Genomic DNA, 19,658 nt, shown 5'->3' on the forward strand with positions numbered 1-19,658 from the left:
ATGCTCTGGCTGCTGCTTGTTGCCGAACCCTGCGACGCCGGTTGCAATCGGCCGATTCTGTTGAAAAAGTAGATCTCCTGCCTAGCCTGCGGCAAAATCAGGTCATCGGCCAGCGGGAGGATTCGCAGCATGATGGGACAACTGTCGAACGGACAAGAGAGACTGTTTTACTCGTTCAACATTGAAGATCACATCCCAGCCAATCACCTCCTGCGCAGCATTGATCGATGCCTCGATCTAAGCGATCTGCGCCATTATCTCGCCGATTTTTATAGCCCAATCGGGCGCCCGTCGATTGATCCCGAACTGATGATTCGCATGTTGGTGGTGGGCTACTGCTACGGCATTCGCTCCGAACGTCGGTTGTGCGAAGAGGCTCATTTGAACCTGGCGTATCGCTGGTTCTGCCGCTTAAGCCTCGAAGACGAAGTCCCCAATCACTCTACGTTTTCCAAGAACCGCCACGGTCGTTTTCGTGACAGCTCGCTGTTTCGCTGGCTGTTCAACGAGGTGCTGCGTCGGTGCATGGACGCGGGTCTGGTCAAAGGCGAAGGGTTTGCTGTCGACGCCAGCGTCATCAAGGCAGATGCCAGTCGGCAACGTGGCGTACCTGGCGATGAAGAAATTAACTGGCGCGATCCGTCGCTGAGTACTCGCGCCGTTCGTGAGTACCTAGATGCGCTGGATGATGAGGCTTTGGCCGAAGCACTGCCCAAGCGCCTGTCGCTGACTGATCCACTTTCTCGTTGGACCGCAGCGCCAGGAGGCCCAGCGTTTTTCGCCTACTCGACGAACTATCTGATTGATGTCGAGCATGGCGTGATCATGGACGTGGAGCCGACGCCAGCGCATCGAACCGCCGAGGTCGAGAGTACCAAGACCATGATTGAGCGGGTCGAAGAACACTTCGATATCAAGCCGGATCGGCTCATCGGCGATACCGCTTATGGAACCGCACCGATGCTGGCCTGGATGGTGGACGAAAAAGACATCGAGCCACATGTGTGGGGATTCCACGCGCACTTGGACACCCAGTCCACGAACACTTGGACAGCGATTCCACGCTGACTCGGACATCCATTCCACGGCCACTTGGACACTGATTCCACGAGCACTTGGACAGTGATCTCTCACTGATCCGACCCAAGCTCAGGCAGGCAGCCACGCAGAATTATTCACTACCATCGACCTCTTTTCTCCAAGCGAAGAGGTCGTCGTGGAGCGTATATCCATGCGTAAAATCCGAGAGGTACTACGCCTAAAGTTCGACGCCGGCCTGTCCGTGCGCAAAATTGCCATCAGCCTGCGCATCAGCAGCGGCAGTGCCGGTAATTACCTGCACCGCTTCAACGCTTGCGGGCTGACTTGGCCCACGCAGTTGTCGGACGCCGAACTGGAGCGCTGCCTATTTCCGCCAGCGCCGACGGTTCCCAGTGATCAACGTCCGATGCCTGATTGGGCATGGACGCACGCCGAGCTGCGCCGCCCGGGCGTCACCTTGGCCCTGCTCTGGCAAGAGTATCGACTCGCCCACCCGCTAGGCTTCCAGTACAGCTGGTACTGCGAGCACTACCGCCTTTGGGCCGCCAAGGTCGACGTGGTCATGCGCCAAGAGCACCGTGCGGGTGAAAAACTGTTCGTCGATTACGCCGGCCAGACCGCGCCGATCATCGACCGGCGAACCGGAGAAATCCGTCAGGCGCAGATATTCGTTGCCGTGCTGGGCGCCTCCAGCTACACCTTCGCCGAGGCCACCTGGTCGCAGCAACTGCCCGACTGGCTGGGCTCGCACGTGCGCTGCTTCATTTTTTTCGGTGGCACAGCGCAGATCCTGGTACCGGACAATCTACGCAGCGGCGTCACTAAGGCGCATCGCTATGAGCCCGATATCAATCCCAGTTACCGCGATTTAGCCGAGCATTATGGCGTAGCCGTATTGCCTGCTCGCTCGCGCAAGCCAAGGGACAAAGCCAAGGTCGAAGTCGGTGTCCAAGTCGTCGAGCGCTGGATCCTGGCGGTGCTGCGCAACCGCCAGTTCTTCTCGCTTGGCGAACTCAACACCGCCATCTCACTGCTGCTGGATCGCCTCAATCACAAGCCCTTCAAAAAGCTGCCCGGCTCACGTCGGTCAGCCTTCGAGGCCTTCGACCAACCGGCGCTGCAAGGGCTGCCGGAGCATGCTTACGTCTACGCCGAATGGAAAAAGGTACGCGTGCACATCGACTACCACGTCGAGGTCGACGGCCATTACTACTCGGTGCCGTACCAGCTGGTGAAGCACCAACTCGACGTGCGGCTCACCGCGCAGATCGTGGAGTGCTTCCACGCCAACCAACGTGTGGCCAGCCATCGGCGCTCGCCGCACAAAGGCCGCCACACCACCCAAACCGAGCAAATGCCCAAGAGCCATCGCGAACATGCCGAATGGACGCCGCAGCGCCTGATTCACTGGGCTGAACAGGCCGGGCCGAACACCGCTGGTGTCATCGCCTACATCCTCGAACGCCGAATCCATCCGCAGCACGGCTTCCGCGCCTGCCTGGGGATCCTGCGCCTGGGCAAACAGCACGGCGAAGAGCGGCTGGAAGCCGCTTGCCAGCGCGCGCTGGCCCTGGGCGCGTGCAGCTACAAAAGCCTGGAATCGATCCTGCGCCAAGGCTTGGAGCGGCTACCGCTGGCCCAGCAAAACCTGCCGTTACTGCCCGAAGAACACATCAACCTGCGCGGCCCCGGCTACTACCACTGACCTGAAACAGGAGCACCAAAATGCTGCCCAACCCAACTCTCGACAAGCTGCAAACCCTGCGTCTGCACGGCATGATCAAGGCGCTTGGCGAACAACACGCAACGCCTGACATCAACGATCTCAACTTCGACGAACGCCTCGGCCTGATGGTCGACCGGGAGCTGACCGAGCGCGAAGACGCCCGCCTGACCACGCGCCTCAAAGCCGCACGACTGCGCCACAACGCCTGCCTGGAAGACATCGACTACCGCAGTCCGCGTGGCCTGGACAAGGCCTTGATCCTGCAACTGGGCAGCGGCCAGTGGCTGCGCGACGGCTTGAACCTGATCATCGGCGGCCCAACGGGCGTGGGCAAAACCTGGCTGGCCTGCGCGCTGGCTCACAAGGCCTGCCGCGACGGTTACAGCGTGCGTTATCTGCGCTTGCCGCGCTTGATGGAAGAACTGGGCCTGGCCCACGGCGACGGGCGCTTCGCCAAACTCATGGCCGGCTACGCCAAGACTGACCTGCTGATCCTCGACGACTGGGGCTTGGCGCCGTTTACCGAATCGCAACGGCGCGACATGCTCGAACTGCTGGACGACCGTTATGGCAACCGCTCGACGCTGGTGACCAGCCAGATGCCAGTGGACAAATGGCACGCACTGATCGGCGATCCGACCTTGGGCGATGCGATCCTCGACCGGCTGGTGCATAACGCTTATCGGATCGAACTGAAGGGCGAATCGATGCGCAGACGCGCAACGAAATTGACGGCGACAGAGACTTCAGACTAACAATGCAAACCTGCGTCGCTGCGCTCCGACTGCCTGTCCAAGTGGATGTGGATCAGGTGTCCAAGTGAGCATGGAACGAGTGTCCAAATGATCGTGGACTGAGTGTCCAAGTGTCGTGGAATCCGCACACATGTGCCGGTATGGGACAAAACCGAGCGTAAGAACGACAGCCTCTCGATCAGCGATTTTCAATGGAATGAAGATGTGCAGGAATATCGTTGCCCCGCGGGGAATGCCCTGCGTAGCGAGTGGCGGGCCTTCAAGAACCAGCGCTCACATGTCACGAAAGCCGACACCATCATCTTCCGATCCCGGCAAACCGACTGTGCTACATGCTCAATGAAAGAGCGCTGCTGCCCGAACACTTCATTTAGAAAAATCGCACGCAGCGTCCATGAAGCAGCCCGCGATGTAGCGCGGCGAATCGCCAAGACACCTCAATACGTGTGCTCTCGCCACGAACGTAAGAAGGTCGAAATGTTGTTCGCTCACCTCAAACGAATCCTGAAACTGGATCGGTTGCGACTACGAGGAATGACCGGTGCGAACGACGAATTTACCTTGGCGGCTGCGGTACAGAATCTAAGAAGACTGGCAAAACTGACCTCACAAGGGCCGCCGGCCACGGGATAGGTACGCCCGGAAACAGCAAAAAACCTCAAATCAACCCACCGACCAAGCTGCAACGATCAACGCAGAACGAAAAAGCCACGCAACGTGGTGGATAGGTTCTGAGGTGAGGGACAACCTCGACATCTTCGAGCCTGAAATTCCGACTTTTTCAACAGAATCGGCCATAAGTAGTCAGTCGGAAACGTTCACGAAACCGTGGGCGATTCATCACAATTTTGAACGTCATCAAGATCGCCTAAGCACTAGATATAAAGCCTTCAGCCCTACTAGAAATAGCAGGGCTATAGGTCTCACAAATTTCTCTTAGAAACTAATCAATTATACAAACGAAATGGCAGATCTTCTGCGACGGCTTGCCCAGGAGTGCAGAGCCACTGCCACACTTGTTGTTGCGTTAGGCTTCCCTCGCACAATCGCAATAGAGCTTCACCCAAATCCCCGCTTTCAACTACGCTTAACCGGCCGCAGGATGCAATTTGTTGTGGCACACTCGGATCTACTCCGGGATGGCAAAGAGTCACGCAAAAACAATCTCTAAAGCCATGAATTTCGGAGGCCGCTAAAACTTCTACCGCTTTATTGTAATCGACAAGCTTATCTCCCTCTTTCGATTTTAGCTCGACCACAATCGAAGACGAATCGAAGAATTTGACTAGATAGTCGGGCGCGCCAGTTTTAGTCTTGTCATCTAATTTCTCAAACGCTACACCTAGCTGTACAAGCACCTGTTCGAACGCCACTTCAAACGCATCACCTTTTGCCTCATAATAGTTATCAATTAGAACCTTACTATCGCATCTGCTAGCTCGTTTTAGATGCCTAACAGACATTCGCTTCCGCTGGTCAACTTTCCAATCTCGACAAGCGTCTCGTACCCAATTTGCTTTAGCTTGCGCATTAGGCTTAGATTTTACAAAAGCTAAAATTCTTGCTGAATTCGCCTCAGGACTGCCAAGCATAAGCAATTGCGGCGTTGTGACTCCATGCTGCTTCAAGAGCAACATTTCATGCCTATACAGCTTTAAAGCACTACCCGCCGCAGATACCCCTGTCATCCAGAGAATGTCGTCCGGCAATCCCTCTTGGACTCTGTATGCTAATCTTCGAATGTAGCGCGTCAGCTTAGATATAGCGCGCAGCAAAGTATCATCCACTCTTAATTGTGGCGGACGAAGAACTGGCGGCACGCGCTTATCGGCGGCGGACATAGCTATCCCAGCTAAGCCCTGTAGGACCCAGGATAGGTTTCTGTTCATTTCTTTGACAGCGCCAGCACTCAGAGATTTAACTTCACGCTCAATTGCCCTGATCTCAACACCGCTAGTCCACTTCTGGCACAACCATGCCGCATTAGTAGGTACTGGATCAACTTGCCAAATTGATTCCATTAGATCATCTGCGAGGTGCTGCGCATCATAAATGGGATCTTTCAACTGATAAGGCAGGAACCGAGTAGGTTTAACTCCATTTCTCGGACGAAACTCAGGGCTGGATAAGCATGCGGAAAAGATAAGCATCTCTAGCCTGGACTTGAGATCCGCCGATTCAAGATGCCCAATGAGTTCTGCCAAATAAAGTGACTTCCTAGACAGAAAGTTGATTAAAAACACTCCAGTTTCAGGTAGCAAACCACTGAACCCGACCGCTCGCCCCACTGGCGTAGGGCTCAGGTCCCCACCAGATGTTTCAACGACGAAGCCAGCATCAATCAACCCGGCCAGAGCAACACCGACTTTACTCGGCCACGTCTTAAATGCAGTTAAGTTGTTATCTTCTTCCCTTAACGCACTGAACGTTGTGCAAACAAGCTCTTCAAGCTCGGCTCTGTTGTTGCACAACCCTGAAGATATCAGTTGCAGTGAAAGCTGACCAAACCTAGCAGGCACAATTCGCGCTTTGATTTCAGGAAGCTGCTCTATTGATAAATAACTTGTAGCTAATGCGCGTTGCGGCCCGGTACCAAAATATATTACACGCCCTTCTGCATGTTCAAACCCCATACGCCCAACCCGCCCGGACATGTTGTGAAACTCTGCGCTATCTATTGCGACATACTGCCTTTGCTGGCCGTCCCAACGTTCCCAATTAGCAAATACTGCTGCCCCTAGAGGGAAATTCACACCTGCTGCTAAAGTACTTGTAGCAAATACAACATCCAGCTTATTTTCTGACAAGTAACGTTCCACTACTCCTCGCTCTTCGTCAGTCAAATCCGCGTTATGACTCGCAACTCGGAGACCCAGTATCTTCGCCAACATCGTGTTAGCTGAAGTTTCAGGCAAGGTATCAAACTCTAACGACAGCTGTCCTTGATTACCCTTGTGGTACGAAGCTACAAAAGCCTCAGCAAGATCATAGGTATCTTGCTTTTTCATGCAAAAAACTATGATTGGAAGCGGTGGATTATCTTGCTTAAGCAGATATGTTAAAGCTGAAATCGTTTCCGCTTTAACTCCAGCAGGCAGTCGCTTGTCCGATTCCATCACATCAGGTTTCACACTGCTTACTGAATAAATCTGATCGCCAATCCAGCATTCATACCGTAAATGTTTCTCGCGCTTTTGCTCGAAAATAAGCTGAACCCGCAGCCAGTTCGCTAAGTCCTGGGCGTCCTTGCTTTTTAAAACTGCTGACAATCCTACAAACTGTTTCCAACCCGCGTTCCGCATAAGTGTTAAAAGGACTTCAACATTTTGCCCGCGGTTTTCGTCTCCCATCAGCTGAATTTCATCGCACACGACAATCGTATTTTGCATGCTTTTCGGCACCCCAGATGCCGACAGTAGCGCTAAATATTTTTCATATGTAGCAATTACCAGAGGAGCACTTAGAGGAGCCGCAGAATACTGTCCCGTGGCATCTTCGACGTAGTCCCCCGTGGCAATAACCATGGAAGCACCATCGCTCTCCAAATATCTGTCCAACAACAACGTTTTGAAGTCTTCAAATTTCTGCTTGGCCAGTGCGCGATGGGTCACCAAATAAACTGTTTTATTCCCAGCGAGCAGTCCTTCAGCAATAGCCCAGAGCCCAATTTGAGTCTTTCCCGTGGAGGTAGGGGAAACCACCAGCATGCTTTGTCCATGCGCCACGCCAGACTCCAACGCGAGGTACTGAACATCAGTGAGGGAAATCGCCTCCTCGGATCGATAGACCAACCCATCGGCCACAGATGCGGACAGACCGTGTTCTACTGGAAAGGTATCCCTCATGCCTAGCAACTCCTGTCATGCGTTTGGGTGCAAGCGCCCAGAGCAATCTGGGCGCCAAGTGTCCGAATCCGGCAGAAGCATACGTAGCATTAAATGGCCATATTGGCCATCCTACTAAGCGTCAGAGCGGCAATCTGGGAAAAGCAGGGCGGTAAAATGCATAGCCATATAATCTGTAACTACATAATTTTTAATAGAATTATACTGGATCATGTAGTGGATTCGCTTTCCCGGCCCTCACTTTGAATCGCTCTTAATTTCTCAGAGACTGAATAACCGATTCTGGCCGATTCTGTTGAAAAAGTCGGTCTGCCCAAACTGCCTGGTCATTGACTGGTGAAAACGCCCTTTTTGCACGTTGCTACGTGAAATCCGAGTCCAGAAGCCTCTGCCAAAAGTAAAGATTTCAATCTCGGACGCGTACTTTTCTGATACACAAACCATGGCCGACTTTTTCAACAGAATCAGCCGGAAGCAGCCTCCCCGGAAATTTTTCTCGCGCTGACAAACTCAGAAAACAGATTATGACTCTGCTAGATCAAGCTTCAAAATTGGGGTGAAGTCTAGGTCGAACAAAAGATCTGCGATCTGCATCCGCTTTGGTTCTTACGGACCTGAGTCGAACCTACGCCCGTTCAGCTTATTCGCCGCGTTAGGACCCTCGGCAGGGTCCAACGTTGGACACTTTGTATTTCACCAAGACAGTTTATATTTCGAAATTCCACAATTTCCCAACCTGTGGATAACTTATTCCACAGTGACCGATTTCGCCAAGTTACGCGGCTGGTCAACGTCAGTACCCTTGAGCACGGCGACATAGTACGACAGCAACTGCAGCGGAATGGTGTACAGGATCGGCGCCAGGGCATCGACGATGTGTGGCATCGAGATGACGTGGGTACCGGTTCCGTCATTCAGGCCGGCCTGCTCGTCGGCGAAGACGATCAGTTCGCCGCCACGGGCGCGCACTTCCTGGAGGTTGGATTTCAGCTTTTCCAGCAGCTCGTTGTTCGGCGCGACGGTCACCACTGGCATGTCGCTGTCCACCAGCGCGAGCGGGCCGTGTTTCAGTTCTCCTGCCGGGTAGGCTTCGGCGTGGATGTAGGAAATCTCCTTGAGTTTGAGCGCGCCTTCCATCGCCACCGGGAATTGCGCACCACGACCGAGGAACAGCGTATGGCTCTTTTCGGCGAACAGCTCTGCGACTTTTTCCACCGTGCTGTCCATCGCCAGTGCTTCGCCCAGGCGGGTCGGCAAGCGGCGCAGTTCTTCCACCAGTTCGGCCTCGACACCTGGCTCCAGCGAGCCCTGGACCTGGCCGACCGAGAGAGTCAGCAGCATCAGGGCGACCAGCTGAGTCGTGAACGCTTTGGTCGACGCCACGCCGATTTCCGGACCGGCCTGTGTCAGCAGCGTCAGGTCGGATTCACGCACCAGCGAACTGATGCCGACGTTGCAGATCGCAAGGCTGGCGAGAAAGCCCCCTTCTTTTGGAGAGCGCAGCTTGGCGTTGCGCAGGGCAGCCAGGGTGTCGGCGGTTTCGCCGGACTGGGAGATCGAGACGAACAGCGTGTCCGGCTGGACCACGACCTTTCGATAACGGAACTCGCTGGCGACTTCGACCTGACAGGGAATACCCGCCAGACCTTCGAGCCAGTAGCGAGCAACCATACCTGCGTGGTAACTGGTGCCGCAGGCGACGATCTGCACGTTGCGAACCTTGGCGAACAACTCGGCAGCCTGCGGACCGAATGCCTGCACCAGCACCTGCTCCTGACCGAGACGCCCTTCCAGCGTGCGTTGCACAACCTTTGGTTGCTCGTGAATTTCCTTGAGCATGAAGTGGCGAAATTCACCTTTGTCGGCCGCTTCTGCGCCTTCGCGGTACTGCACCACTTCACGCTCGACCGGCAAGCCCGCAGCGGTCCAGATCTGCACGCTGTCGCGGCGGATTTCGGCGATATCGCCCTCTTCCAGATACATGAAGCGGTCAGTGACTTGGCGAAGCGCCAGTTGGTCGGACGCTAGGAAGTTTTCCCCCAACCCCAGACCGACCACCAACGGACTGCCGCTGCGGGCCGCAACCAGGCGATCGGGCTGTTTGGCGCTGATCACAGCCAGGCCATACGCGCCGTGTAGCTCCTTGACCGTGGCTTTCAAGGCCGCAGCCAGGTCCGGAATGTCCCGCAGTTTGTGGTGCAGCAGGTGGGCGATCACTTCGGTGTCGGTATCTGAAGTAAATACGTAACCCAAGCCCTGCAGACGTTCACGCAGCGACTCATGGTTTTCGATGATGCCGTTGTGCACGACCGCCAGTTCGCCATTGGAAAAATGCGGATGGGCGTTCTGCTCGGTCGGCGCACCATGGGTGGCCCAGCGCACATGGGCAATGCCCAGACGGCCGGCCAGAGGATCGCCAGCCAAGGATTGCTCAAGCTCGTTGACCTTTCCGACACGGCGGCGACGCTCGAGCACACCGGCGTTGCTGAACAGCGCCACACCCGCGCTGTCGTAGCCGCGGTATTCCAGGCGCTTGAGGCCTTCCAGCAGGATGGCAGTGACATTACGTTCAGCGACGGCGCCGACAATTCCACACATGGTCTTCTCCTAGGAAACAGCGGCGCAGATCAACGTAACGCCGCGAGCCTGAATTTGTTCGCGAACCTCATGGGGCAGGCGATCATCGGTGATAAGGGTATGGACGCTGCTCCACGGCAGCTCCAGGTTGGGGATCTTGCGACCGACTTTGTCGGCGTCGACCATCACGATCACTTCGCGGGCGACTTCAGCCATTACCCGGCTCAACCCCAACAATTCGTTGAAAGTCGTAGTACCGCGCTGCAAATCGATGCCATCGGCGCCAATGAACAATTGATCGAAATCGTACGAACGCAGCACCTGTTCGGCGACTTGGCCCTGAAAGGACTCCGAATGCGGGTCCCAAGTACCACCAGTCATCAGCAGCACCGGCTCATGTTCCAGTTCGCCCAAAGCGTTGGCCACATGCAGCGAGTTGGTCATCACAACCAGACCCGGCTGCTGCCCGAGTTCGGGAATCATCGCGGCAGTCGTACTGCCGCTGTCGATGATGATCCGCGCGTGCTCGCGAATGCGGGCGACAGCAGCACGGGCAATGGCCTGTTTGTAGCGAGATACCGGGTGGCCGGGTTCGCCGATCAGCTCCTGTGGCATCGGGACCGCCCCGCCGTAGCGACGAAGCAGCAGCCCGTTGCTTTCCAGTGCAGCCAGATCCTTGCGAACGGTGACTTCGGATGTTTCGAAACGTTTGGCCAACGCATCCACACTCACTTCGCCCTGTTCGTTGAGCAGGGCGAGGATATTATGGCGACGCTGCGGAGTATTACGTTTCGACATGCTGACCTTAAGTTTCGTTTCGAAAGATAATTACGGAAATGGAAACCTATCGAAAGATATTCGTCAAGGGACAGGGTTCATTTTTTGTAGCCAGTGAACGCTGTCGCAGCACGGCTTCCCAGTGGGGCGAGTGTGTCCCCAAGCTTTGAGCCATGCGGCCCGCGTCAAGTACTCAGCTTTCTGGATAAAGCCAAGCCTGGCGTGCGATGCCTGAATCTGGGCTGAATGCTGATATTGCGCACCAGCCAGACTCAGTTGTGGATAACTTCAGTCCTTTTGGATTTTCACCGGGCGTTTCCAGCCATCGATATTGCGCTGGCGGGCGCGGGCCACGGCTAGTTGCTGCGTTGGGACATTTTGATTGATGGTGGAGCCCGCAGCGGTGGTGGCGCCAGATGAGATATCCACAGGGGCTACCAAGGAATTGTTGGAGCCGATAAACACATCTTCTCCTATCACCGTCCTGTGTTTGTTGGCGCCGTCATAGTTACAAGTAATCGTCCCCGCACCGATATTGGTATGCGCGCCGATCACGGCGTCTCCCAAGTACGTCAGGTGACCGGCCTTGGCGCCCTCGCCCATTTCGGCGTTTTTCAGCTCGACGAAGTTACCCACATGAGCTCGAGGCCCTAGAACGCTGCCCGGACGCAGCCGAGCAAATGGGCCTGCATCCGCGCCTTCGCCGACAATCGCGCCTTCGAGATGACTGTTGGCCTTGATGATCGCCCCTTTGCGCAATGTGCTGTTCTTGATCACACAGTTTGGGCCGATAGAAACGTCGTCCTCGATGAGTACATGGCCTTCGAGAATCACGTTGATGTCGATCATGACATCTCGGCCGACGGTCACTTCACCGCGAACATCGAAACGCGCGGGATCACGCAGGGTCACGCCAAGGGCCATCAGGCGGCGAGCTTCGCGCAATTGATAGTGACGCTCCAGCTCGGCAAGTTGCTTGCGATCGTTGGCGCCCTGCACTTCCATGGCATCCAGAGGCTGTGCGGTGGCTACGGTTAGACCGTCGCTGACCGCCATGGCTATCACGTCGGTCAGGTAATACTCGCCTTGGGCGTTGTTGTTCGAGAGACGGCCCAGCCAGTCGGCCAGCCGTTTGCCAGGCACTGCCAGAATGCCGGTGTTGCCTTCCTTGATGGCTTTCTGCGCTTCGCTGGCATCCTTATGCTCGATGATGGCGCTGACGCGATTCTCGGCGTCTCGCACGATACGGCCATAGCCGGTCGGGTCTTCGAGGTTGACGGTCAGCAGGCCCAGTTGTTGGTTGTTGACCAAAGTCAGCAGCCGGTGCAGGGTCTCGACTTCGATCAGTGGTACATCACCGTAAAGGATCAGCACCGTATCTGCACTCAGCTGCGGAACAGCTTGGGCGACTGCGTGGCCGGTGCCCAGTTGCCTGTCCTGCAACACGAAGTTCAGATCATCCGCCGCAAGGCGTTCGCGGACCAGATCTGCGCCGTGACCGATTACCACCTGAATGCTCTGCGGCGAAAGCTGACGCGCGCTGTGGATCACGTGGCCCAGCATGGAGTTGCCGGCAACCGGGTGCAGAACCTTGGGCAAGGCAGAACGCATGCGGGTGCCCTGACCGGCGGCAAGAATGACGATATCGAGAGACATGAGGGGATTCCAGGCGAGCGAGCCGCAGCATAGGCTGGGCTGGTGATTCAGGAGTAAAGAGCCGAAAAAGAAAAAGGGTAGCCGAGGCTACCCTTTTACTCAATCGCGCATCGGAGTCGCCGACCTTAGCCGCCGAACTTCTTGCGAATTTGCTGAACGGTGCGCAGCTGGGCTGCGGCCTCCGCCAGACGTGCAGCTGCAGATCCGTAGTCGAAATCTGCGCCTTTCTCATTCAGGGCGCGCTCGGCCGCCTTTACGGCTTCCTGAGCAGAGGCTTCGTCCAGGTCAGCAGCGCGTTGCACGGTATCGGCAAGCACTTTGACCATGTTCGGTTGAACCTCAAGGAAACCACCGGAGATGTAATACACCTCGGCTTCTCCACCCTGCTTGATCAGACGGATCGGACCCGGCTTCAGATCAGTGATCAGCGGCGCGTGACCTGGAGCAATACCGATATCACCCAGGTTACCGTGTGCAATCACCATCTCGACCAGACCGGAGAAAATCTCTCCTTCCGCGCTGACGATATCGCAATGGACTGTCATAGCCATTTGCTTGCCTCAACCTGATTAGCGCCCGTCGCCGAGCGCCTGGATTACAGTTTCTTGGCTTTCTCGATCGCTTCTTCGATGCCGCCGACCATGTAGAACGCCTGTTCTGGCAGGTGGTCGTAGTCACCAGCGAGGATGCCTTTGAAGCCAGCAATGGTGTCTTTCAGGGAAACGTATTTACCCGATGCACCGGTGAATACTTCAGCCACGAAGAACGGCTGCGACAGGAAGCGCTGAATCTTACGAGCGCGGGATACCAACTGCTTGTCGGTTTCCGACAGCTCGTCCATACCCAGGATCGCGATGATGTCTTTCAGCTCTTTGTAGCGCTGCAGAACGTATTGAACGCCGCGAGCGGTGTCGTAGTGGTCCTGGCCGATAACGTTCGGGTCCAGCTGCCGCGAAGTCGAGTCCAATGGATCGACCGCCGGGTAGATACCCAGGGAAGCGATATCACGGGACAGAACGACGGTGGCGTCCAAGTGGGCGAAGGTGGTCGCTGGCGACGGGTCGGTCAGGTCGTCCGCTGGTACGTATACCGCCTGGATCGAGGTGATCGAACCTTCTTTGGTCGAAGTGATGCGCTCTTGCAGCACGCCCATCTCTTCAGCCAGAGTCGGCTGGTAACCTACTGCCGAAGGCATACGGCCCAGCAGTGCGGATACTTCTGTACCGGCCAGGGTGTAACGGTAGATGTTGTCGACGAACAGCAGAACGTCGTTACCTTCGTCACGGAATTTCTCTGCCATGGTCAAACCGGTCAGAGCGACGCGCAGACGGTTTCCCGGCGGCTCGTTCATCTGGCCGTAAACCAGTGCCACTTTGTCCAGAACGTTGGAGTCCTTCATCTCGTGGTAGAAGTCGTTACCCTCACGAGTACGCTCACCCACACCGGCGAACACAGAATAACCGCTGTGCTCGATGGCGATGTTACGGATCAGCTCCATCATGTTTACGGTCTTGCCGACACCGGCACCACCGAACAGACCAACTTTACCGCCTTTGGCGAACGGGCAGACCAGGTCAATAACCTTGATGCCGGTTTCCAGCAGGTCGTTGCCGCCTGCCTGGTCAGCGAACGAAGGTGCTGGACGGTGAATGCCCCAGCGCTCTTCGGTGTCGATCGGGCCAGCTTCGTCGATTGGGTTGCCCAGAACGTCCATGATCCGGCCCAGAGTCGCTTTACCGACCGGTACGGAAATGGCTGCGCCAGTGTCGACAACGTCCAGACCGCGCTTCAAGCCTTCGGTGGAACCCATCGCAATGGTACGAACTACGCCGTCGCCCAGCTGTTGCTGAACTTCCAGGGTAGTTTCCGCGCCTTGTACTTTCAGCGCGTTGTAGATGCTCGGTACGCTGTCGCGTGGAAATTCCACGTCGATCACGGCGCCGATGATTTGAACGATACGTCCGCTACTCATTAGCTGGATCCTCTGAATATTTGAACCGTTAAACCGCGGCAGCGCCGCCGACGATTTCCGAGATCTCTTGGGTGATCGCTGCCTGACGCGCCTTGTTGTAGATCAGCTGCAAATCGCTGATCAGGTCACCGGCGTTGTCAGTGGCGTTCTTCATCGCGATCATCCGCGCGGCTTGTTCAGCTGCGTTGTTCTCGACCACCGCCTGGTAGACCTGCGACTCCACGTAACGGACCATCAAGCCGTCCAGCAGCTCTTTGGCGTCGGGTTCGTACAGGTAATCCCAGTGGTGCTTGAGTTCTTGATCCTGGGTGGCGACCAACGGAATCAACTGCTCGACCGTTGGTTGCTGAGTCATGGTGTTGATGAACTTGTTGGATACCACGGACAGGCGGTCAATACGGCCCTCCAGGTAGGCATCCAGCATCACCTTGACGCTGCCGATCAAATCGTTGATCGACGGCTCTTCGCCCAAGTGGCTGATCGCAGCGACGACGTTACCGCCGAAGTTGCGGAAAAACGCCGCACCTTTGCTGCCGACCACGCACAGATCGATCTCTACGCCGTTTTCACGGTTCTTCGCCATGTCCTTGACCAAAGCCTTGAACAGGTTGGTATTCAAGCCACCACACAGACCACGGTCACTGCTTACCACGATATAACCGACGCGCTTCACTTCGCGGTCGATCATGAACGGGTGCCGGTATTCCGGGTTAGCGTTGGCGAGATGACCAATCACCTGGCGGATGCGCTCCGCGTAAGGACGGCTAGCAGCCATGCGCATTTGAGCCTTGCGCATTTTGCTGACCGCCACTTTTTCCATGGCGCTGGTGATCTTTTGCGTGCTTTTGATGCTCGCAATCTTGCTGCGAATCTCTTTTGCGCCTGCCATGTAACACCTATCAGGTTAGCAAGCGGGAGCCTCGCGACTCCCGCTGCGGCTTACCAGGTTTGGGTGGCCTTGAACTTCTCGATACCGGCTTTGAGGCCAGAATCGATTTCGTCATTGAAGTCACCCTTCACGTTGATCTTTGCCAACAAATCGGCGTGATCGCGGTTGAAGTAAGCAATCAGCGCTTGTTCGAAGCTGCCGACCTTAGCGATTTCAACGTCGGTCAGGAACCCACGCTCAGCGGCATACAGCGACAGCGACATGTCAGCGATCGACATTGGCGCATATTGCTTCTGCTTCATCAGCTCGGTAACGCGCTGACCATGCTCAAGTTGCTTACGGGTCGCTTCGTCCAGGTCAGAAGCGAACTGGGCGAATGCCGCCAGTTCACGGTACTGAGCCAGAGCGGTACGGATACCACCGGACAGCTTCTTGATGATCTTGGTCTGAGCGGCACCACCCACACGGGATACCGAAACACCGGCGTTCACAGCCGGACGAATGCCGGAGTTGAACATGGCCGATTCCAGGAAGATCTGACCGTCGGTGATGGAAATCACGTTGGTCGGAACGAACGCGGAAACGTCGCCAGCCTGGGTTTCGATGATCGGCAATGCGGTCAGGGAACCGGTTTTACCGGTCACTGCGCCATTGGTGAACTTCTCTACGTACTCTTCCGAAACGCGGGATGCGCGCTCCAGCAGACGGGAGTGGAGATAGAACACGTCGCCTGGGTAAGCTTCACGACCTGGTGGGCGGCGCAGCAGTAGGGATATCTGGCGGTAAGCCACAGCCTGCTTGGACAGATCGTCATAAACGATCAGCGCGTCTTCACCGCGGTCACGGAAGTATTCGCCCATGGTGCAACCGGCATAAGGAGCCAGGAATTGCAGCGCAGGAGATTCGGAAGCACTGGCAGCCACGATGATGGTGTTGGCCAGAGCGCCGTTTTCTTCCAGCTTGCGAACCACGTTGGCGATGGTCGATTGCTTCTGACCGATCGCTACGTAAACGCAGAAGATGCCGCTGTCTTTCTGGTTGATGATCGCGTCGATCGCCAGAGCGGTTTTACCGATCTGACGGTCGCCGATGATCAGCTCGCGCTGACCACGGCCGACAGGGATCATGGCATCGACAGCCTTGTAGCCAGTCTGTACAGGCTGGTCTACCGACTTACGCCAGATAACGCCCGGAGCAACTTTCTCGACCGCATCGGTCTCGGTGTTGTTCAGGGGGCCTTTACCATCGACAGGGTTACCCAGTGCGTCGACAACGCGACCCAGCAGTTCCTTACCAACCGGAACTTCCAGGATGCGGCCGGTGCACTTGGCGCTCATGCCTTCGGCCAGCGAGGTGTACGCGCCCAGTACTACAGCACCTACGGAGTCTTGCTCCAGGTTCAGTGCCATACCGTAGACGCCGCCCGGGAACTCGATCATTTCGCCGTACATAGCGTCGGCCAGACCGTGAATCCGCACGATACCGTCAGACACGCTGACGACAGTGCCTTCGTTGCGGGCTTGGGAGGCTACATCGAGCTTGTCGATGCGGCCCTTGATGATTTCACTTATTTCGGAAGGATTGAGTTGCTGCATTGCTCTGCTGCCCCTTCAAACTCAAGATTTCAATGCTTCGGCTAGTTGCGCGAGTTTGCCGCGAACTGAGCCATCGATAACCAGGTCGCCGGCGCGGATGATGACACCACCTATCAGGGCAGCATCCTCCGCAGCGTGCAGGCGCACTTCCCGGCCGAGCCGTGCACTGAGAACCTTGGCGAGTTTGTCTTGCTGTTCTTGGTTCAATGCGAAAGCACTGGTGACATCCACATCTACCGATTTTTCCTGCTCGGCCTTGTACAGCTCGAACAGTTCGGAGATCTCCGGCAGAAGCTGGAGACGGTCGTTTTCAGCAACGACGTGGATGAAATTCTGTGCCTTGGCATCGAACTTGTCGCCGCACACTTCAATAAAAGTGGCGGCCTTGTCTGCGCTCGTCAGTCGCGGGGCCTTGAGCATGCGCTGCATTGTGTCGTCTTGCGACACTGCAGCAGCCAGGCCGAGCATGGCTGACCAATTGGCCAGCTGCTGGTGGGCCTGGGCATGCTCGAAGGCTGCCTTAGCGTAAGGTCGGGCCAACGTGGTCAGTTCTGCCATGATCGCCCTCGCTTAGATTTCTGCAGCCAGTTTGTTAACCAGCTCCGCGTGCGCGTTTTGATCGATTGTGGCACCCAGGATCTTCTCTGCGCCGTTGACTGCCAAGCTACCCAGTTGGGCGCGCAGCGCGTCTTTGACGCCGTTCAGTTCCTGCTCGATCTCGGCCTGAGCCTGAGCCTTGATGCGGTCAGCATCGACACGGGCCTGTTCACGGGCTTCGTCGACGATCTGAGTACCGCGTTTCTTGGCTTGCTCAATGATTTCAGCTGCCTGAGCCTTTGCTTCGCGCAGTTGCTGACCCGCTTTATCTTGGGCCAGTTCCAGGTCGCGAGCTGCTCGGGTGGCAGCGTCCAGTCCATCCGCGATCTTCTTCTGACGTTCGTGCAAAGCCGCGATGACCGGAGGCCACACGAACTTCATGCAGAACAGCACAAAAATGAAGAACGCAACGGACTGGCCAATCAGGGTTGCATTAATGTTCACGCCAACACCTCGCTCGTTCGTTGTCCATCACACCAATCAACTCGAAAATTCGAGCGATTAGCCAGCGAGTTGACCAACGAAGGGATTCGCAAAAGTGAAGAACAGAGCGATACCAACACCGATCATGGTTACGGCGTCGAGCAGACCAGCCACGATGAACATTTTAACTTGCAGCATTGGAACCATTTCTGGTTGACGCGCAGCGCCTTCCAGGAATTTACCGCCCAGCAGGCCGAAACCGATTGCAGTACCCAGTGCGCCCAGGCCGATCAGCAGTGCAACAGCGATAGCAGTTAGACCAACTACAGTTTCCATCTTTCCTCCCGACTTTTACGTCGTATTGGTTAGGTTTTTTTAGATTAAAGCGGTAAAACAAAATCGTTTCTTACATCAAGCCCTCGCGGGCGCCCCCTCATCGCAATGAGGGGATCATCAGACACGCCAGGCGGGTCTTAATGGTTATCTTCGTGAGCCATCGACAGATAGACGATGGTCAGCATCATGAAGATGAACGCTTGCAGGGTGATGATCAGGATATGGAATACAGCCCACGCCCATTGCAGAACCACGCCCAGACCGCTCAGCCAGAGCAGGCCGCTGCCGAACATGACGGCGATCAGGATGAACACCAGTTCGCCCGCATACATGTTGCCGAACAGACGCAAAGCCAGAGAAACCGGTTTGGCGATCAGAGTCACGAATTCAAGCAGGAAGTTCACAGGAATCAACAGCGCCTGCACGAATACGTTCTTGCTGCCGAACGGATGCAAGGTCAGTTCACCAATGAAACCGCCGATGCCCTTGACCTTGATGCTATAGAAAATGATTAGTGCGAAGACCGACAGCGCCATACCGATCGTTGCGTTAGGGTCGGTAGTCGACACGGCACGGAACGGGATGTGGTGGTCGCCGGAAATCATCACGGCCAGCTGTGGTATCCAGTCGACCGGCACCAGATCGACTGCGTTCATCAGGAATACCCAAACGAAAATAGTCAGCGCCAGTGGAGCGATGACCGCGCTACGACCGTGGAAGCTGTCTTTCACGCTGCCATCGACGAATTCGATCAGTACTTCAACGAAATTTTGCAATGCACCTGGCTGACCGGAGGTCGCTTTTTTAGCGGCCAGGCGGAAAATCAGGACGAAGATCAGACCCAGCGCTACCGACCAGCCGAGAGTATCGAGGTGGAAAGCCCAAAAGCCCATTTCTTTTGCTTCTGCTGCTGAATGCGCGAAGCCCCAAGTGCCGTCAGGCAAATGACCGAAGGTCAAGTTCTGCAAGTGGTGCTGGATATAGCCCGAAGCTGTTTGCTCTGCCATGGTTGCCTCAAACGCCCTAAGGTCTCAAAAGTCTTGTTCTCATTAGCAGGGGTGCGAACCAGCTGACCAATTGGGTCAACATGAACACGCCGAATACCGCCAGCGGGGCCAGCGGCTTCACACCTGCGAAGGTCAGTGCAAACAGCACTGCCGTGAAAATCAGTTTGCCCGCCTCGCCGGCGTAGAACGACCGAACGATGGCTTGCGCAGCCCTGGCACCGGAATACCGGAACGCCTTATGGGCAAAGTACAAATTGGGCAGCCAAGCTATCAGGCCTCCGCATAGCCCTGAGTAACCCGCTACGACTCCGTGCCACTGCCAAAGCGTCAAAGCAGACAGTAGCAGGACAATCAGTTGCGCCAGCAACACCGGGAAAACAGCCAGACGATGGAATGGCAGGCGGTTTGGCGTGCGTGTCTCCATCACATGGGGCTCCTCGTATGCCAGCCGCCAAAATCAAT

Annotated in this window: 15 protein-coding genes and 2 pseudogenes; 4 read left to right on the forward strand and 13 right to left on the reverse strand. The window is 56.0% G+C overall.

The features are described 5' to 3' along the window. Positions 1-129: 129 nt before the first annotated feature. From CE491_RS28580 to CE491_RS28595, 4 genes and pseudogenes are all read left to right on the forward strand, one after another. Positions 130-1,005 (forward strand): annotated as a pseudogene (locus CE491_RS28580) (transposase); the annotation flags it as partial. Between the two features lie 226 nt (positions 1,006-1,231). Further along, positions 1,232-2,746, forward strand: coding sequence for an IS21 family transposase (gene istA, locus CE491_RS28585; RefSeq protein WP_110951672.1), 1,515 nt, complete (start codon positions 1,232-1,234; stop codon positions 2,744-2,746). 20 nt (positions 2,747-2,766) lie between these two features. Next, positions 2,767-3,522 carry an IS21-like element ISPsy14 family helper ATPase IstB gene (gene istB / locus CE491_RS28590; protein ID WP_110951673.1) on the forward strand — a complete coding sequence of 252 codons (756 nt, stop codon included), beginning with the start codon at positions 2,767-2,769 and terminating at the stop codon, positions 3,520-3,522. Between the two features lie 114 nt (positions 3,523-3,636). Continuing rightward, positions 3,637-4,155, forward strand: a pseudogene (locus tag CE491_RS28595) (transposase); the annotation flags it as partial. Positions 4,156-4,469: 314 nt separating this feature from the next. On the opposite strand, the gene CE491_RS28600 reads toward CE491_RS28595, so the two are convergent. The 13 genes from CE491_RS28600 to CE491_RS28665 form a co-directional block, all read right to left on the reverse strand. Then, entirely contained in the window at positions 4,470-7,367 is a 2,898-nt protein-coding gene (locus tag CE491_RS28600; protein WP_110951674.1) for a DEAD/DEAH box helicase, read from the reverse strand. A 747-nt stretch (positions 7,368-8,114) separates the two neighbouring features. Beyond that, positions 8,115-9,965, reverse strand: coding sequence for a glutamine--fructose-6-phosphate transaminase (isomerizing) (glmS, locus tag CE491_RS28610; RefSeq protein ID WP_110951676.1), 1,851 nt, complete (start codon positions 9,963-9,965; stop codon positions 8,115-8,117). 9 nt (positions 9,966-9,974) lie between these two features. Continuing rightward, the gene (locus CE491_RS28615; protein WP_110951677.1) at positions 9,975-10,742 is read right to left on the reverse strand and encodes a DeoR/GlpR family DNA-binding transcription regulator; all 768 of its coding nucleotides are present in this window, start codon (positions 10,740-10,742) and stop codon (positions 9,975-9,977) included. A gap of 267 nt (positions 10,743-11,009) precedes the next feature. Beyond that, positions 11,010-12,377 carry a bifunctional UDP-N-acetylglucosamine diphosphorylase/glucosamine-1-phosphate N-acetyltransferase GlmU gene (glmU, locus tag CE491_RS28620; protein WP_110951678.1) on the reverse strand — a complete coding sequence of 456 codons (1,368 nt, stop codon included), beginning with the start codon at positions 12,375-12,377 and terminating at the stop codon, positions 11,010-11,012. 125 nt (positions 12,378-12,502) lie between these two features. Continuing rightward, positions 12,503-12,928, reverse strand: coding sequence for a F0F1 ATP synthase subunit epsilon (locus CE491_RS28625; protein WP_110951679.1), 426 nt, complete (start codon positions 12,926-12,928; stop codon positions 12,503-12,505). Positions 12,929-12,972: 44 nt separating this feature from the next. Then, entirely contained in the window at positions 12,973-14,349 is a 1,377-nt protein-coding gene (atpD, locus tag CE491_RS28630) for a F0F1 ATP synthase subunit beta (protein WP_110951680.1), read from the reverse strand. 28 nt (positions 14,350-14,377) lie between these two features. Beyond that, positions 14,378-15,238 carry a F0F1 ATP synthase subunit gamma gene (atpG, locus tag CE491_RS28635; protein ID WP_110951681.1) on the reverse strand — a complete coding sequence of 287 codons (861 nt, stop codon included), beginning with the start codon at positions 15,236-15,238 and terminating at the stop codon, positions 14,378-14,380. A 50-nt stretch (positions 15,239-15,288) separates the two neighbouring features. Next, entirely contained in the window at positions 15,289-16,833 is a 1,545-nt protein-coding gene (gene atpA, locus CE491_RS28640) for a F0F1 ATP synthase subunit alpha (RefSeq protein WP_110951682.1), read from the reverse strand. Between the two features lie 21 nt (positions 16,834-16,854). Beyond that, positions 16,855-17,391 carry a F0F1 ATP synthase subunit delta gene (locus CE491_RS28645; protein WP_037016920.1) on the reverse strand — a complete coding sequence of 179 codons (537 nt, stop codon included), beginning with the start codon at positions 17,389-17,391 and terminating at the stop codon, positions 16,855-16,857. A 12-nt stretch (positions 17,392-17,403) separates the two neighbouring features. After that, a complete protein-coding gene (locus CE491_RS28650) occupies positions 17,404-17,874 on the reverse strand; it encodes a F0F1 ATP synthase subunit B (RefSeq protein ID WP_062386210.1) in 471 nt (156 codons plus the stop codon). A 57-nt stretch (positions 17,875-17,931) separates the two neighbouring features. Then, positions 17,932-18,189 carry a F0F1 ATP synthase subunit C gene (gene atpE, locus CE491_RS28655; RefSeq protein WP_002555987.1) on the reverse strand — a complete coding sequence of 86 codons (258 nt, stop codon included), beginning with the start codon at positions 18,187-18,189 and terminating at the stop codon, positions 17,932-17,934. Positions 18,190-18,326: 137 nt separating this feature from the next. Further along, on the reverse strand, positions 18,327-19,196 hold the full coding sequence (gene atpB, locus CE491_RS28660) for a F0F1 ATP synthase subunit A (protein WP_110951683.1): 870 nt from the start codon (positions 19,194-19,196) through the stop codon (positions 18,327-18,329). Positions 19,197-19,212: 16 nt separating this feature from the next. Continuing rightward, entirely contained in the window at positions 19,213-19,620 is a 408-nt protein-coding gene (locus CE491_RS28665) for a F0F1 ATP synthase subunit I (protein WP_110951684.1), read from the reverse strand. Positions 19,621-19,658: the final 38 nt, after the last annotated feature.

Origin of the sequence: Pseudomonas bohemica, assembly GCF_002934685.1 — a bacterium.
Taxonomy (GTDB): Bacteria; Pseudomonadota; Gammaproteobacteria; order Pseudomonadales; family Pseudomonadaceae; genus Aquipseudomonas; species Aquipseudomonas bohemica.